Raw genomic sequence first — 13,653 nt, 5'->3', positions numbered from 1 at the left:
TAATTCACCCATATCAAAAGAAAGAGGAATCCAGTCAGAACGAGGAAGAGACGCACCTTCGTTCCCCGCCGGCTCATCCGATACTCTTCTTCTCTTGGAACGTACGGATATTTGCAGGGTCCATCGTCACAAACACTTCCGCCCCTTCCTCGAAGCCGGTAGAATCATAAATCATTGTACGCTTGCCATCCAGATCAACCTGAGAAAATGCTATGCCGTGTAACAAACGTTTTCCACTTACAACCCCTGGCCATTGCTGAAGATTATCGCGTTTCTCTTTAAGCAGGTACAGGTGACGCCTCGGAACATACCTGTCTTCATCAATCACCCAGTTATCTCCGAAGAAATGAGCGACATCCGGAGTAGCTGGATGCTCGTACACACTATGAGGAGTTCCGATCTGTGCGAATGTGCCTCCTTTGAAAACGCCGATGACATCCCCCATCATCACTGCTTCTTCCTGGTCGTGGGTAACGAAAATGGCGGTGATCCCCTGTTGTTTCAGAAGAGTTCTCACCCACTCCCGCATCTCTTCCCTGAGTTTCTTATCGAGACTCGAAAAAGGCTCATCCAGTAACAGCAATTTCGGCGAAAGAACGAGACTTCTTGCAAGAGCGATCCGTTGTCGTTGCCCTCCCGATAGTTCATGAGGATAACTCGCCCCGTACTTTTCCATCCCCACTTTTCCGAGGAATACCGAAGCGCGGGCAAGTCTTTCTTTTTTCTTTATATGTTTGAACTTAAGTCCGTAACTGATATTCTCAAGAACCGTCATATGCGGAAAGAGAAGCGGCTGCTGAAAAACGAGACTGATCGGACGGGCATTCGCCTTCACATCGGTGACCGGTTCCCCGTCGATATGAACACTCCCCCCTGAAAACGTCTCAAGACCAGCCAGACAGCGAAGCAGTGTCGTCTTGCCGCTGCCGGATGGACCGACGATACTGAAAATCTCTCCTTCCTCAATATGAAAGGAAACGTCCCCGAATACTTCAGACGATGAGAAGCACTTCTCTGCATCACGAACATCAATAAAAGAGGTCATGTGTCCTCCTCCTTCTTCTCCTTTGATAAGGCAATAATCGTATCAGCCCTTCTGCGAACAGGTAAAACGATAGCGGAAGCAAAGCGAACCAGAGGGAGAATGCCGCCACGAGAGTCGTGTTGGCCGATTCAAGAAACGGAAAATAAACCATGGCAAGTGTCACGACCGTCCCTCCGCCTATTATAGCCGTAATGACATACTGACTGAGGCTGATGACGAAAGTCAGGAAAACGACACTCTGGATCGGAGCACGGAGAAGCGGAAGCTCTATATCTAGAAACGTACGCCCCGCGGAAGCCCCGAGCATCTCCGCCTGCTCAAGAATTTTCCCGCCTAAAGACACATAGCCATTTCTGAATATCTTGATACTATAAGGAACCGTCGGCACAAGGTGTATAAGAATGACACCTGCCGCTGTATCTGCAAGACCTATACGGATCATCGCGATATGGACCCCGAACGTTATCGCCAGCAGCGGAAGAAGAATCGGCATCAAAAGCAGCGTGTCAAGTATATCCTTCCCCTGGAACCGGTAGAGAGCAAGAGCCTTCCCTGCACTCATCCCGATGACGATATTGAATAGAACGACGAAAGCCCCGATCACGAGAGAAGTCAGCGTCGCCTCCACAAGACGCCTTCTCTCGAACAATCCTGTCCACCCGTTCATAGACGGTTCTGTCAGACTCCCCGGAGCTGTAAAACTCTGCAAGATGAGCAGGCCGATCGGAACGAAAACAAAACAGAGGAAAATCGTCCAAAAAGAAATTTTTTTCATACGTTACAATCCTTCGGTCAAAAGACGACGTTTTTTATTGATAAGGAAGAAAGCGACCCACGCGATCAAGCTGATGACTACACTCGAAAACACCATAGCAGCAAAGGCGAGCGGTCGCTCCCCCCAGTCCCCGGAATAGAACCAGTCGTAGGTAAGGACAGATACCATTTCAGGAAAAGTGGCACCGACGAGCGCCGGGACTTCGTAGGCACTGAATGTAAAAGCGAAAATGATGAGTCCTGTTTCTATGAATACGGGTGCCACCCACGGCCATTCCGCATCGCGAATCCGGAAGAAGAGGGATCCTCCGAGCGTTTCCACGAGATCATCATAGTGACGTTCGCGAGTGAGATAGACAGGAAGCAGCATGAGAATGACGAAAGGCGTCTCTTTGCCGATATAAGTAAGAATAATACCGATGCCCTCCGGATCCTGGGCCAGGGACGGATCACCGGGAATCAAGCCGCTGATGAGACCTCCTTCCCGGAACAAGAGCAGAACGAGATACGCCCACACAAAATGAGGGAAGATCATCGGTAGCCACGCCGCAAGCTTCCCACTCGTGCTTGCGAGAAGAGATGCGAACATCCGTGTGAGGAACCATCCGAGAAAAAGGGACAGAACCGTAGCCGCAAGAGCAATCCAAACGCTATAAAGGAGCGAGGAAAGGAACTCCTCATCCCGGAACAGTTCCTCGTAAACCTTCAGAGATAGCGCCCCCTGATCCGTGATACTGTTCCAGAAAGCCGCACCCAGTCCATAGAGGGGGAGAAGAAGAAACAGAAGCGCCGGACTCAGCAACAGCCACGGTTTAAGGGGCCCGGACGACTTCATCTTCCCACTTCTCCGTAATCCATTCGACGTAGGCCGTATCCGTTTCAGGCAGGAACGTCTCTTCTAAACGCTCCGCGGATGGCACGCTGTCTCCCCTGTCGAGATCTTTAAACTTCTGTTGCATGTCTTCTTCCAGTTTTTCCAGTGAAATCGCTGTATTGTCTCCCCACGACGTCGGCTTCAGCTTCTGCAACTGGGCTTCCGGAGACATGAGAAAATTGATGGCAGTCATTGCTCCCTCCGGATTGGTGCTATTGAAAGGAATAGAGAGAAAGTGTGTATTTCCGAGTGATCCGGAGTCCATCACGTACGTGTCTGTCGATTCCGGGAAGACGTCTTGTTCAATCAGATGCTCACTTCGGGCTTCGTTATATCCCATCGTCATCCAGACTTCTCCTTCGCTATATAATCGGTCGAGTTCACTGAGAGAGGAAGGATAGTGTTCCCCCTGTCTCCACAGATTCTCCTCCCATGCATTCAAATCTTCCCACATCGGCTGCGTAGCTTCCTGAGCCAAGTTTTCTGAGAATGGTTCTTCGATCACTTCCTGTTCTTGCCCGGAAACAGCCAGCATCATCTGCCTCAGGAAAGCATTCCCGGTGAAGTCGGAAGGATTCGGGTACGTGAACTTTCCAGGATTCTGTCCGATCCACGCAGCAAGTTCTTCGTACGTGCGTGGGGGATTGTTCACTTTTTCTGAATCATATTGAAGAGCGAACTGGACTTTCCCCCAGGGAGCTTCCATCCCTTCTGTCTCTGTACCGAAATCATAGACGAAGTCCTCTTTTTCATAATACTTATTGAAATGAGGCAACTGGTCGCGGAACGAGCCGTACAACAACCCATTCTCCTTCGCGTTACGGAAATTCTCTCCGTTCAGCCAGAGGATGTCTATCGTCCCTTCGTTCTTGCCTGCCTGAGATTCCGTTCTGAGTTTCTGCAGGATATCTCCGGTATCCATCGGTGTCCGGTTCAGAGTAACATCATAATTCTCCTCGAGACGCGGGGCTACCCATTCATCGATATATGTATTGATCCCTTCATCTCCGCCCCACATGAACAGGTTCACTTCTGTTCCTTGAGCGGAGGATTGTATGTCTTCAAAGCTTTTCCCGGACAGGTCCTGCCCGTTCCCTTCGGCTCCCCCGGCACAACCAGCTAGAAAAACCAAGGCTCCCATCAGCCATTTTCTCATCGGACATCCCCCCTTCGTTATACCTCATTTTACCCTAATTGAAGTCTGGCCTAACAATATATTCATCAGAGATATAAGGAAATTTACATAATTGATTCATGGAATAGGTTAAAAAAGCTCTCCATTCTGCGGTTCATTTTTACGCAGAACAAAGAGCTCTCCCCTCATTCAGGGAGCAAAAGAAACGACATAGCGGAACATGAAGATAATGAACGCGTAAAAGCTGACACCGATGATCAGCCCGCCGTTGATCAGCATCAGCCACGGTTTCCGTTTCTCAGCAAAAAAGGAAAATACGAATCCCGTCAACGGGGCCAGCATGAGATACGGAAGCACAATCAATAGATATACTTTTCCGAACGTACGCACCCACTCGACATCCGTTGCACCGAATTCTGTCAGAAGAAGCATTCCTGCAGCCAGAAGAATGGTGGATACAATAGTAAACAAAGCAACAATCCCGGCGTAAGGTTTCAGGCGGCTCATTCTTTGCCCACCTGCTTCAGGACAGCGCGCACCGGGCTACCGTCCGCTTCCTCCAGCGCAAGCGGGAGAGCGCAAAGCTCATATGTTCCAGGTTCTATGTCCGCCAACACCGCGTTCTCCAGAATGTGTACGCCATGAGCGAACAACGCATGGTGTGCTTCCAGCGTTTCACTCTCCATCGGATCCACGGATGGTACGTCGACACCGATCAGACGAATGTCTCGCTCCTCTAGAAATGGAGCCAGTTCCGGCGTAAGATATGGAGCTTCCACCGGGAAGTCCGCAGGGTCCGTACTCGCATCCGTCTTCACAAGGACACGTCCGATACCGGAGAGGTCGATTCCTTCAAACGCTTCCGGTCCTATCGATGTATACCCACGGCAGTCGACCACTTCTGCACGACCGATATATACGTTTACATCCAGGTCGAGCACACGCTTCCCTTCATCATCAAAGTGGAAGGGAGCATCGATGTGGGTACCGGTATGCACACTCATCGTAATGTCTCCGATATTCACCGACCCGCTTTCTTCTTTCGTAACCGCTCTCCGATAAGAAAACGGGGTATCTTCCGGCCATGTAGCTATCCGTTCATTCATCGGCTGAGAAATATCGATCCACGTCATACTTTCACCTCCTTATGCGATAACGTCACGCTCGTTGTCATACATTTTGTAACGTTTTTCTTCCATAATCATTTTCAGAATCTCGACGGTTTGACGGCAGTCGTCGAAGGTATTATATAGAGGTACAGGCGCCAGCCTTATCCCACTCGGCTTCCGGAAATCCGGAATGACTCCTTCCGCTTTCAGCGCTTTCGTGATTCTGGCCGCTTCCGGGTGCTCGATATACACATGTCCCCCACGCTTCACGTCTTTGCGTGGATTTGCGATGTCGAAGCCGTAGGAAGCAAGTTCTTCATCAATCAAATCCATCAAATAGGCCGTCAGACGGAGAGATTTCTTCCTGAGTTCCTCGATCCCCGCTTCTTCAAACATTTCAAGCGAGCCGATAAGGGGGGCCGCACTTAAAACGTGAGGAGTTCCGAGCTGATACGCGCCGACATCCGGAGCTTTCCGGAACGAATGATCCATATCGAACTGAACCTCTTTATCAGAGCCGAACCATCCTGTAAGACCGGGAGTCCGGTCAAAATGACGCTCATGCACGAAAAGACCTCCGACACTCCCCGGTCCTGCGTTCATATATTTATAATTGCACCAGAAGGCGAAATCGACACCCCACTCATGCAGGTCATGAGGAATCGCTCCGATCGAATGGCTCAAATCGAAGCCAATCAGAATCCCACGTTCGTGAGCCTCACTGGTGAGACGCTCCATATCAAGAATCTGCCCGCTACGGTACAGGACACTCGGAAGTACGATCAACGCAACATCGTTAGTCATCGTACGGATGATCGTTTCTTCTTCCAATACACGGCCATCGACGCTTTCTACTTGAAGAAGTTCAGAATCCCCGTAACCTTTCAGCTGGAGCTGACTTTTCAGTGCATATACATCCGTCGGAAAAGCAAGAGCATCCGTCATGATCTTATTCCGTTTCCTCGTCGGCTGATAGAAAGTGGCGGCGAGCTGATGCAGATTCACCGTCGTCGAACCGGTCACCATCACTTCCTCTTTCTTCGCTCCGACGAGAGGTGCCATACGATTCCCGAGTTCTTCTGATAAAGAGAACCAGGGTGTTTCGCCTTTGCCCCAGCCATCGATGCCGTATTCCTTCCAGGAAGTCATTGCTCGCTCTACGGCCTTTTCCGCACGGACGGACATCAGACCAAGAGAATTTCCGTCCATGTATATTTTTCCTTCAGGTATGTAAAATTCTTCTCTGTACGTTCGTTCCTCCATTCTTCCCCCTCCTTTTCTTCCATCATACACGAACAGACTTCCCCCCGGAAAGTCTGTTGTTCGGTTCAGAACCGTCCGTATTCCGTTTTGGCCAGATACGTATACACATCGCGTAAATTCACAAATCCCATCTGCTGTATATCTTCAATGCATTTGGTCCAGAGCTTCGCTGTCGCCATGGCATCGGATAGGGCATGATGTCGATCGTCGATTTCTATATCATATACGCTGCAGCATTCGTCGAGCGTCACCAGATTCTTCTCTTTGTGAGCGATTTTCGTCACAAAGGCGGTATCCAGGATCCGATAAGAAAATGTCTTCTTAAGCTCCCGCCAGGTAACATGGCTCATGAATTGCTTTTCATGCCTCGCATGGTGCGCGATGAGCACGCCTCCTTTGACGAACGAATAAAAATCCCTGAGCACGTCTTTGATGGGTGGCGCTTCCGCTAACATATCCTGGGTAATTCCGGTCAGCTCCTCGATTTCTTCAGAAGGAGGGGCATCACTGTAGATAAGGGAATAGAACGTCTCTTCTTCGAGCACCTGTTTCCCCTTCACCTGCACCGCCCCTATAGAAAGAATTTCGTCCCCATTGTAAGGATAAAATCCTGTCGTCTCGAGATCGAACACGACTACACGGAGATCATCAAACGGCATTTCCATCATGTCCTCCGACTGCAACTGTCGTTCAAGGTTCCGCATGTAAGCCATTTTGGCAGGATCGTTCTGTCCAAGCGACGAGAATCCTTTGCCGAGTCGATCCGATACATCTTTGACGAATTGCGTGAATGGATTCATGATTCATTCCCTTCTTCCATGATACGGGATACTTCCCGGAACAGTTTGCGTCCCCGCCTGATAAGATACTTCCACTCTTTCTTCTCTTCTTTTGATAAACGATCAGGGGTGATGACATCCTTTTCAACCCTTAGTGAGAGAAGGCTTTCGAAATCGTCCCGATAGGAATTAAGAAAAGGATACGCCCCCTCCATGCCATTCATCCGTTGGACAGTAGGTGCACTCGTTTCTTTCTCTTTCATTGCCAGAAGCCGGATAGCATTGACGAATGGGAAGTAGACGGTGCGTTTGATTTCGAGATGATCACTGTGCGGATGATCCGTCAGTAACTGGCCGAAGGCGCCGACTCCTTTTTTGACATAGCCGACATTATCACGCAAGCGTCCGTAGAGATGGTTACGCTCGATGAGATGGCACGCTTCAATTTTCACATTCTCCAAAAACTCCGGCTCCCCGACGAGAACACGACCATCGAAAATGATGGAGAAATTTCGCAGCGACTGCCAACTCTCTTCCTCAATCCATCCAGCAACCTGGTGATGAAAGGCTTCCACACTTCTGCACCAAAGGGAATTCGAGGCCATGACATTCCCATCACACAATGGGTACCCCACCGTATCCAGGCCTTCACTCACTTCTTTACCGAGTTTAAGAAAGTAATCCTGCACATCTTCCCCTTTGAAAATGATTCCGTGATCCTGATCACTCGAAGTTGTCTGTTCCCGGCGTCCTGCACTCCCCATCAAAAAAAATGCAAAAGGAGCAGGGGGCGGTCCCTGCTCACTTTCGATGGTAGCTCGTGCGACGTCAAAGGTCTCACGGATGATCTCATCATGGCGATCATTCATTTGTTCATTGTCTGTAATCTTCCCTGAAATCAACGCTTCTCTTTCTCTCCCGAGATCCTCATACGTCTTCAAGCTTACCATCCTCTCCCTCACGCTCCTGACTTATCCGTGCTCTTTGGCGGAGTAAGGTTTTCCGGATATCCGTAACCACCGTGCTCACTGATGTCAAGACCCATGATTTCTTCTTCTTCACTCACTCGAAGTCCACCCATCGCAACATCCATCACTTTCAGTATAACGAAAGAAACGACGAATGCGTATAGACCGGAAGCACCGACACCCAGAAGCTGGACACCTAGCTGCTCGAATCCACCTCCGTAAAAGAGACCCGGGCGACCGACTGTTGCAAGCTCAGGAGTTGCGAACAATCCGTTGGAAAGCGTCCCCCACACCCCGACAGTTCCGTGAACGGAAAGAGCGAAAATAGGGTCGTCGATTCTCTTCTTATCAAAGAATTTCATACTGAAGTAGACGAACATTCCACCAATCAGACCGATAAGTACAGCAGCCCACGGTTCAACGAAAGCACAGGAGGCGGTGATCGCAACAAGTCCTGCAAGTGCTCCGTTCAAAGTTGTCGGAACGTCCGCTTTCCCTGAGAGGAGCCATACCATCAGCATCGCTCCGATTGCACCGGCACCAGCAGCGAGTTGTGTATTCAGTGCGACATACCCGAAGAACGCATCTTCCACTCCGAAGGTACTTCCTGCATTGAAACCGAACCAACCTACCCAAAGAATGAGAACACCGAGTGCCGTGAACACCTGATTATGTCCTGCGATATCATTCGAGGATCCATCCTTGTTGTATTTCCCGATACGCGGTTTCAGAATCATTGTTGCAGCAAGAGCAGCCATCGCTCCGGTCAGGTGCACCACCGTAGAACCGGCGAAGTCCTGCTTACCGTGAGCGCCTAACCAGCCGCCACCCCAGATCCAGTGTGCGATGACCGGATAAACGACGATAGAGAATAAAATAGCGAAAATGACATAAGCCATAAGCTTGGCACGTTCAGCGAATCCGCCGAAAGCAATCGTCAGCGCAATCGCAGCGAATGCCAATTGGAACATGAAGTCCACTGATCCGGCGAGCCCTTCTCCCATTGTCGTTGCGTCTCCATAGAAAAAGTTGGATAAACCTATAAATGCGTTTCCTTCTCCGTAAATAAGTCCATACCCTACAGCCCAGAACATAAGGGAAGCAATTCCTACGGTAAAGACGGTCTTCCCGGCAATGTGTCCAGCATTCTTCATGCGGGTAGAGCCGGCTTCAAGCAGAATAAATCCTCCCTGCATAAGTAAAACAAGTGCGGTACAAACGATAATCCAGACATTGTTCATCAAAAAAATAGCATCCATGTGTGTGTTCTTCTCCTTCATGTTAGATTTGTTAACATCTTATGTTATTAAAGACTATACCATTGTCTGAAAATTAGCGCAAGTGGTAATGTTAACTTTTCTGACATGAGTTGTTCATATATAAGTCGATAGCTACTCAAAATTTCCAAATAAAAAAGATCGGCACCAGCCGACCTTATTTCATTCTATTATGGGCACGACTTCCTCCGAACGATTAACAAAAGCGTACCAGCTTTTGACCTTTCCTTCCGTTTTTTCGAAAACATCCTCCCCAGGTACGGTAACTGTTCGATCCGCCGCCGTAAAACCTCGAAGAAGGGTCTGTCCATTAAAGGAGGTCACACCATATGTACCTTCTCCAGTATATATATGATCCGCCGGAACACAGCTTTCACGTCTCACTTCGGTCCGTAGTCCCTGCTTAATGGCATGCCCCTGACAGAAAATCTTTTCCTGCTTCTCAAACCCGGTAAAAAAGATAAGTCCACTTCTTCCGTACCAATCTTCCTGAAGCACTTCAGGTCTCTCGATGATTTCAGAAACCCCGCCTTCTACATCAGGATTCACATATGTATTGATCATCATGAACACAATGGGGATCAGAAGAACTCCGAAAGCAATGATCCCCCATTTCTTTATCGTTTTCATATACGCTCTCCTTTGGAATACCTTCTATGCTATGAACTTGAGGTCGTCATATAGGCGACCCCAACAAGAATGACGAGTACAATCAGATTCGGAAGCGCCAATAAAAACAGATTTTTCGTCCAATCTCCCCGTTGCCACCGGTCCTCTTTCGATTCGTGGCGGAATGCATGCTCATGACCGAAACCGCCGCCAGGGAATCCACCTGCGAAAACACCGGCTCCGAGCATCGGCACGAGAAAAGCGATTCCTGAAATCTTGAACGTAAGCATCCAGTCTGCCGTCTGCCATCCCGTAACCACCGAAATAATGGCAATGATACTCCCCGTAAGAAAAAACCATTTCATACGCCGTCCACTCCCCTTTATAAAATTATATGCGATAGAGATTCTTTCTACAATCCTATCCAGCTGATTCTATTGTTACCACTGTCCGGTCAGTAAAGGTGCCTGACTACCGGATTTTGTCGAATAAACCAGTTTGACGGAAAGTGATACAGGGTATATAGGTCTCAGGTTCTTTTGCTCATTTTCTTACATAGCAAATATCTACTTTATTTATAAAAGGAGTTTTTCAATGCTACATGCCGTCAACAAACAACCGAACGACAAAGCGACCGCCACCCTGGAGTCCTTCCAGCAGATCATCCCTCTCATCCAGCGTATGATGCCGGACATCGCTATCGGCATATCCGACCGCGCTCAGTGGCTCGCCTACTACCCCAGTGATAAAATAGACCTCGGCGTCAGACAGGGAGATAAAATCAATCCTCGCGAACCTTTGACCGAGTGCATCCAGGAACGGAAAGATATCCGGGCAACTGTAGACGCTGAATTCTTCGGATTCGAATTCACCGGCCTCGCCTCTCCGATCGTCATCGATAATCAGGTAATCGGAGCTCTGGCCATCCAGCTACAGGAACAGAACCAGAAACACCTTCTCGATATCTCGGAACAGATCGTCACGTCTCTTACGCAGGCGAATGATGGTGTAACGAGTGTAGCTAACGGGGCTGATGAGCTTTCTCAAGCCTCCGGGAAACTTCTTGAGCAATCGAACCACGCCAAGACACAAGTGGACAACACGGATGAAGTCCTTACCTTCATCAAAAAAATCGCCGATCAGACAAACCTCCTGGGGTTGAATGCGTCTATTGAAGCGGCACGTGCCGGTGAACACGGAAGAGGATTCGGCGTTGTCGCCGAAGAAATCCGTAAACTGTCCAAGGAAACAGTGGATTCCACAGAGAAGATCCGCAACACACTGAACAATGTACATAGCGCCATGGCAGAAATCAATGATTCGATCAAAAGAATTGTTGAAGTAGGGAAAGAACAGGCTGAATCTACAGAAGAAATCGCCGCCTTCATCGACGAAATCGAGAAAAAGAGTAAAGAACTGAACAAGTACGCCAATGAATTAGTATAACAATAGAGGTACTCAAAACGCCGGACAAATCATCCGGCGTTTTTCTTCTTATCGATATATTGTTTGCCTTCTATCAAGGAGAATCCATACCTTTCTCTCGCCAGTTTGACAGCTTTCACATCTTCTCCCGCTTCCATCAGCTGACGAATTTCCTTTTCTGTGCCTTCGTCCGGAGAAAAAGGAGGGCGGGAGATTTTCTTCTTCATCATCAAAAGCCTTGCAAATAAAAAAACACTCAATGCTAATAGCCCGAGCACTAATCCTTCCATAGAAAACCTCCTATCACAAAAACAAGTAAATGATCAGCGCAATAAGTACAATCCCGAGATCCATCACAATCCCGACCACACCGGACACGATTCCCGCTACAGCATACCAGCGCTTCGGGTTCCTTTCGTCCATCTTCCTCATCGCCGCTCGCGCATACCCTATAGCAAGCAACCCGAGCAACCAGCCGAGAAGCGGAACAGGAAGAGATAGAAGTCCAAGTACTAAAGACGTAACCGCTTTTGATTCTTCTTCTCTTTTCATAACATCACCTACTTTCTATAATTTACGAATGATCATTCTCGGAAGTTTCATTTTTCAAGGCTGATGCATAGGCTATTTTATCAGTGAAGGAGGGAAATCATTATGACATGGTATCCGGAGGAACGACAGGGAAATTGGGAACAGTGCCGTCAGCGTTGCTTTGAACTCGGCTACAGACCTGGCACTGTCGCCTGGCAACAGTGTGTCCATGGCTGTCTCGGAATGAGTGCACCCGCTCAGCAGTATAGTATTCCGGATCAGTGGGTTCAATATATGCGTCCGCTCACCGATCATGCCCTGGAACGATCGACGGAAGAAACTTCACATCGACAGTTGTTAGAAGAATCCATTCTTTCAGGAATACTCATAGGGCAGGGCTATACACCTGAAGAAGCTATGCGTGCTGCGAAGAAAGAGGATAAAAAGTAAAAAGGAGGCTGCCTGAAAGCAGTCCTCCTCCCTGATTCATCCGTATGTACTTTACCCCCGGCGAACCGGACGCTTCAATGAATCAAGATCTTCTTCGATCGTCATCACTTTCTGCTCCACCATGTTTTTCGCATCCGCGATTCCCTGATTATAGAAATGGACACCCAGTTCTTCCGCGAAGAACTGAAGCCAATTCTCAGCTGCCAGCTCCCCGATCTCTTCCCCGTGTTCTTCATATATGTACGTTTGGATCCGCTCTTTCATTTCCTTCTTCTGACCTTTCGGTACGTCCATCAAAATCTCTCCTTTTCCACGGTCCCGGGAACTTCCGTATAATAAAGGGTCACTTCACCTTCTTTTACGATTCCCTCTCTCAACAATTCAAAGATGAAACCGCTAAGTAAACGATCATCTTCTACTTCCGGCTCACGGTCGAGTTCAATATCAATGTGGGCGAATTCTTCATCAAGCCTCACGAAGAAATGTTCCGTTTCTTCAAAAATAACATCGATTACAGGTTCCGACGCTACAGCGACCGCTTTTTCTTCCTCATTCATCTCCTGATTCTCTTTCCCCTGTCCAGGCTCGATGTTCGCCCCAAGAGCCAAGCCGAGTACAATGAGCATTGGAATGGTGATACCTGCAATATTCATCAATTTCCCTTTCGACCTTCCCACACAGATCCTCCTCGTCCTGTAAGTCTTAGTAGTCATTCAAAAAATTTCCCCGATGTATGCAGGGAAATTCTTACTTTTACTGGTCATTCTTCTCTTTCTGTATGTTTCTTGAAGTGAGCAAGCACGATTCCTTCTTCTACTTCTTCTTCTCTTTCTTTCCGGAATCCATGTTTATTATAAAAGAAAAGCGCAGGTTTATTTCCTGCAGCAGTCGATACGGTAATTTCCAACGGTATCCACCATCGCTCTGCAATCTCCAGAAGACGGGATGCTGTTTTATTCCGGCTATAGCGAGGGTGAACCATCAGTTTATGTATATCCATCGTCCGACCATCCATAGCAAAAACGAGCATTCCAATAAGCTCCCCTTGCTCCGTTTCAGCGAGATGGATCAAATCACTCTTTCTTATATCCACTTCTTTTTCAAACAGAGGAGGCAAGTCATCTCTCCCGATCCATTCCGCTTCTTCCAGGTACGCCTGCTTCTGCAGGTTCATAACCATCTCAGCATACGTCGGTTCTTCATGATTCCAAATACCGATCATCCGTCTCCTCCTTCTCTTCCGCCGGTTTCATAACGAGAAAGGTAAGCAGGGAGAATAGTATAAGCGGGACATACATGTAGTTCGGCACGTAGTAATTGAAGATGATTTTACCGATAATCGTGTACAGAAACATGCCGATCGTGAGTGAGAACAACAAAGAGTGGTTCATCTGCCAAACCCCTTTTCTTCCAT

General features: G+C 48.4%; 20 protein-coding genes. 2 read left to right on the top strand and 18 right to left on the bottom strand.

Features of this window, described 5'->3' with window-relative positions:
• Window positions 1-73: 73 nt before the first annotated feature.
• The 12 genes from BLQ44_RS03895 to BLQ44_RS03840 form a co-directional block, all read right to left on the bottom strand.
• Window positions 74-1,045 (bottom strand): ABC transporter ATP-binding protein, encoded by a 972-nt coding sequence (locus BLQ44_RS03895; protein WP_093192304.1) that lies wholly within the window; start codon window positions 1,043-1,045, stop codon window positions 74-76.
• The gene (locus tag BLQ44_RS03890; RefSeq protein ID WP_093192302.1) at window positions 1,029-1,820 is read right to left on the bottom strand and encodes an ABC transporter permease; all 792 of its coding nucleotides are present in this window, start codon (window positions 1,818-1,820) and stop codon (window positions 1,029-1,031) included. Before BLQ44_RS03890 ends, BLQ44_RS03895 begins: the two co-directional genes overlap by 17 nt.
• 3 nt (window positions 1,821-1,823) lie before the next feature.
• Window positions 1,824-2,654: a hypothetical protein gene (locus tag BLQ44_RS03885; RefSeq protein ID WP_093192300.1), complete on the bottom strand. Its 831-nt coding sequence runs from the start codon at window positions 2,652-2,654 to the stop codon at window positions 1,824-1,826.
• Window positions 2,632-3,849: an ABC transporter substrate-binding protein gene (locus BLQ44_RS03880; RefSeq protein ID WP_093192299.1), complete on the bottom strand. Its 1,218-nt coding sequence runs from the start codon at window positions 3,847-3,849 to the stop codon at window positions 2,632-2,634. Before BLQ44_RS03880 ends, BLQ44_RS03885 begins: the two co-directional genes overlap by 23 nt.
• 168 nt (window positions 3,850-4,017) lie before the next feature.
• Window positions 4,018-4,335, bottom strand: a complete 318-nt coding sequence (locus BLQ44_RS03875) for a hypothetical protein (protein WP_093192297.1) — start codon at window positions 4,333-4,335, stop codon at window positions 4,018-4,020.
• Window positions 4,332-4,961, bottom strand: coding sequence for an arylformamidase (gene kynB, locus BLQ44_RS03870; RefSeq protein WP_093192295.1), 630 nt, complete (start codon window positions 4,959-4,961; stop codon window positions 4,332-4,334). Before kynB ends, BLQ44_RS03875 begins: the two co-directional genes overlap by 4 nt.
• Before the next feature lie 12 nt (window positions 4,962-4,973).
• Window positions 4,974-6,200, bottom strand: a complete 1,227-nt coding sequence (gene kynU / locus BLQ44_RS03865) for a kynureninase (protein ID WP_093192293.1) — start codon at window positions 6,198-6,200, stop codon at window positions 4,974-4,976.
• A gap of 65 nt (window positions 6,201-6,265) precedes the next feature.
• On the bottom strand, window positions 6,266-7,000 hold the full coding sequence (locus BLQ44_RS03860) for an exonuclease domain-containing protein (protein WP_093192291.1): 735 nt from the start codon (window positions 6,998-7,000) through the stop codon (window positions 6,266-6,268).
• Window positions 6,997-7,920, bottom strand: a complete 924-nt coding sequence (locus tag BLQ44_RS03855; protein ID WP_245688087.1) for a DUF294 nucleotidyltransferase-like domain-containing protein — start codon at window positions 7,918-7,920, stop codon at window positions 6,997-6,999. Before BLQ44_RS03855 ends, BLQ44_RS03860 begins: the two co-directional genes overlap by 4 nt.
• 17 nt (window positions 7,921-7,937) lie before the next feature.
• Entirely contained in the window at window positions 7,938-9,206 is a 1,269-nt protein-coding gene (locus tag BLQ44_RS03850; RefSeq protein WP_093192287.1) for an ammonium transporter, read from the bottom strand.
• Window positions 9,207-9,386: 180 nt separating this feature from the next.
• Window positions 9,387-9,854, bottom strand: coding sequence for a hypothetical protein (locus BLQ44_RS03845; protein ID WP_093192285.1), 468 nt, complete (start codon window positions 9,852-9,854; stop codon window positions 9,387-9,389).
• Window positions 9,855-9,883: 29 nt separating this feature from the next.
• Window positions 9,884-10,198 (bottom strand): DUF5316 family protein, encoded by a 315-nt coding sequence (locus BLQ44_RS03840; RefSeq protein WP_093192283.1) that lies wholly within the window; start codon window positions 10,196-10,198, stop codon window positions 9,884-9,886.
• A 229-nt stretch (window positions 10,199-10,427) separates the two neighbouring features.
• Between BLQ44_RS03840 and BLQ44_RS03835 the strand changes: the two genes are divergently transcribed.
• The gene (locus BLQ44_RS03835) at window positions 10,428-11,279 is read left to right on the top strand and encodes a methyl-accepting chemotaxis protein (RefSeq protein WP_093192281.1); all 852 of its coding nucleotides are present in this window, start codon (window positions 10,428-10,430) and stop codon (window positions 11,277-11,279) included.
• Between the two features lie 29 nt (window positions 11,280-11,308).
• Here BLQ44_RS03835 and BLQ44_RS03830 read toward each other — a convergent pair whose 3' ends face one another.
• Window positions 11,309-11,548: a hypothetical protein gene (locus tag BLQ44_RS03830; protein ID WP_093192279.1), complete on the bottom strand. Its 240-nt coding sequence runs from the start codon at window positions 11,546-11,548 to the stop codon at window positions 11,309-11,311.
• Between the two features lie 13 nt (window positions 11,549-11,561).
• Entirely contained in the window at window positions 11,562-11,810 is a 249-nt protein-coding gene (locus tag BLQ44_RS03825) for a hypothetical protein (RefSeq protein ID WP_093192277.1), read from the bottom strand.
• A gap of 102 nt (window positions 11,811-11,912) precedes the next feature.
• On the opposite strand from BLQ44_RS03825, the gene BLQ44_RS03820 reads away from it, so the two are divergent.
• Entirely contained in the window at window positions 11,913-12,239 is a 327-nt protein-coding gene (locus tag BLQ44_RS03820; protein ID WP_093192275.1) for a hypothetical protein, read from the top strand.
• A gap of 51 nt (window positions 12,240-12,290) precedes the next feature.
• On the opposite strand, the gene BLQ44_RS03815 is transcribed toward BLQ44_RS03820, so the two are convergent.
• The 4 genes from BLQ44_RS03815 to BLQ44_RS03800 form a co-directional block, all read right to left on the bottom strand.
• A complete protein-coding gene (locus BLQ44_RS03815; protein WP_093192273.1) occupies window positions 12,291-12,533 on the bottom strand; it encodes a DUF2164 domain-containing protein in 243 nt (80 codons plus the stop codon).
• Window positions 12,533-12,916 carry a hypothetical protein gene (locus tag BLQ44_RS03810; protein ID WP_093192271.1) on the bottom strand — a complete coding sequence of 128 codons (384 nt, stop codon included), beginning with the start codon at window positions 12,914-12,916 and terminating at the stop codon, window positions 12,533-12,535. The genes BLQ44_RS03815 and BLQ44_RS03810 overlap by 1 nt, the downstream gene beginning before the upstream one ends.
• Window positions 12,917-12,999: 83 nt before the next feature.
• Complete coding sequence (locus BLQ44_RS03805) at window positions 13,000-13,461, bottom strand: GNAT family N-acetyltransferase (RefSeq protein WP_093192268.1); 462 nt, start codon at window positions 13,459-13,461, stop codon at window positions 13,000-13,002.
• Window positions 13,439-13,630: a hypothetical protein gene (locus tag BLQ44_RS03800; RefSeq protein ID WP_093192266.1), complete on the bottom strand. Its 192-nt coding sequence runs from the start codon at window positions 13,628-13,630 to the stop codon at window positions 13,439-13,441. The genes BLQ44_RS03805 and BLQ44_RS03800 overlap by 23 nt, the downstream gene beginning before the upstream one ends.
• Between the last annotated feature and the right edge of the window lie 23 nt (window positions 13,631-13,653).

Origin of the sequence: Salimicrobium halophilum, from assembly GCF_900100295.1 — a bacterium.
Taxonomy (GTDB): Bacteria; Bacillota; Bacilli; order Bacillales; family Halobacillaceae; genus Salimicrobium; species Salimicrobium halophilum.
Note: the sequence above shows the minus strand (reverse complement) of the source record. Positions and strands in the feature narration are given on the sequence as shown.

Excerpts from the sequence above, each read along its gene's own strand:
- BLQ44_RS03895 (WP_093192304.1), bottom strand. The coding sequence starts at position 1,045 with ATGACCTCTTTTATTGATGTTCGTGATGCAGAGAAGTGCTTCTCATCG.
- BLQ44_RS03890 (WP_093192302.1), bottom strand. The coding sequence starts at position 1,820 with ATGAAAAAAATTTCTTTTTGGACGATTTTCCTCTGTTTTGTTTTCGTT.
- BLQ44_RS03885 (WP_093192300.1), bottom strand. The coding sequence starts at position 2,654 with ATGAAGTCGTCCGGGCCCCTTAAACCGTGGCTGTTGCTGAGTCCGGCG.
- BLQ44_RS03880 (WP_093192299.1), bottom strand. The coding sequence starts at position 3,849 with ATGAGAAAATGGCTGATGGGAGCCTTGGTTTTTCTAGCTGGTTGTGCC.
- BLQ44_RS03875 (WP_093192297.1), bottom strand. The coding sequence starts at position 4,335 with ATGAGCCGCCTGAAACCTTACGCCGGGATTGTTGCTTTGTTTACTATT.
- kynB (WP_093192295.1), bottom strand. The coding sequence starts at position 4,961 with ATGACGTGGATCGATATTTCTCAGCCGATGAATGAACGGATAGCTACA.
- kynU (WP_093192293.1), bottom strand. The coding sequence starts at position 6,200 with ATGGAGGAACGAACGTACAGAGAAGAATTTTACATACCTGAAGGAAAA.
- BLQ44_RS03860 (WP_093192291.1), bottom strand. The coding sequence starts at position 7,000 with ATGAATCCATTCACGCAATTCGTCAAAGATGTATCGGATCGACTCGGC.
- BLQ44_RS03850 (WP_093192287.1), bottom strand. The coding sequence starts at position 9,206 with ATGGATGCTATTTTTTTGATGAACAATGTCTGGATTATCGTTTGTACC.
- BLQ44_RS03845 (WP_093192285.1), bottom strand. The coding sequence starts at position 9,854 with ATGAAAACGATAAAGAAATGGGGGATCATTGCTTTCGGAGTTCTTCTG.
- BLQ44_RS03840 (WP_093192283.1), bottom strand. The coding sequence starts at position 10,198 with ATGAAATGGTTTTTTCTTACGGGGAGTATCATTGCCATTATTTCGGTG.
- BLQ44_RS03835 (WP_093192281.1), top strand. The coding sequence starts at position 10,428 with ATGCTACATGCCGTCAACAAACAACCGAACGACAAAGCGACCGCCACC.
- BLQ44_RS03830 (WP_093192279.1), bottom strand. The coding sequence starts at position 11,548 with ATGGAAGGATTAGTGCTCGGGCTATTAGCATTGAGTGTTTTTTTATTT.
- BLQ44_RS03825 (WP_093192277.1), bottom strand. The coding sequence starts at position 11,810 with ATGAAAAGAGAAGAAGAATCAAAAGCGGTTACGTCTTTAGTACTTGGA.
- BLQ44_RS03820 (WP_093192275.1), top strand. The coding sequence starts at position 11,913 with ATGACATGGTATCCGGAGGAACGACAGGGAAATTGGGAACAGTGCCGT.
- BLQ44_RS03815 (WP_093192273.1), bottom strand. The coding sequence starts at position 12,533 with ATGGACGTACCGAAAGGTCAGAAGAAGGAAATGAAAGAGCGGATCCAA.
- BLQ44_RS03805 (WP_093192268.1), bottom strand. The coding sequence starts at position 13,461 with ATGATCGGTATTTGGAATCATGAAGAACCGACGTATGCTGAGATGGTT.
- BLQ44_RS03800 (WP_093192266.1), bottom strand. The coding sequence starts at position 13,630 with ATGAACCACTCTTTGTTGTTCTCACTCACGATCGGCATGTTTCTGTAC.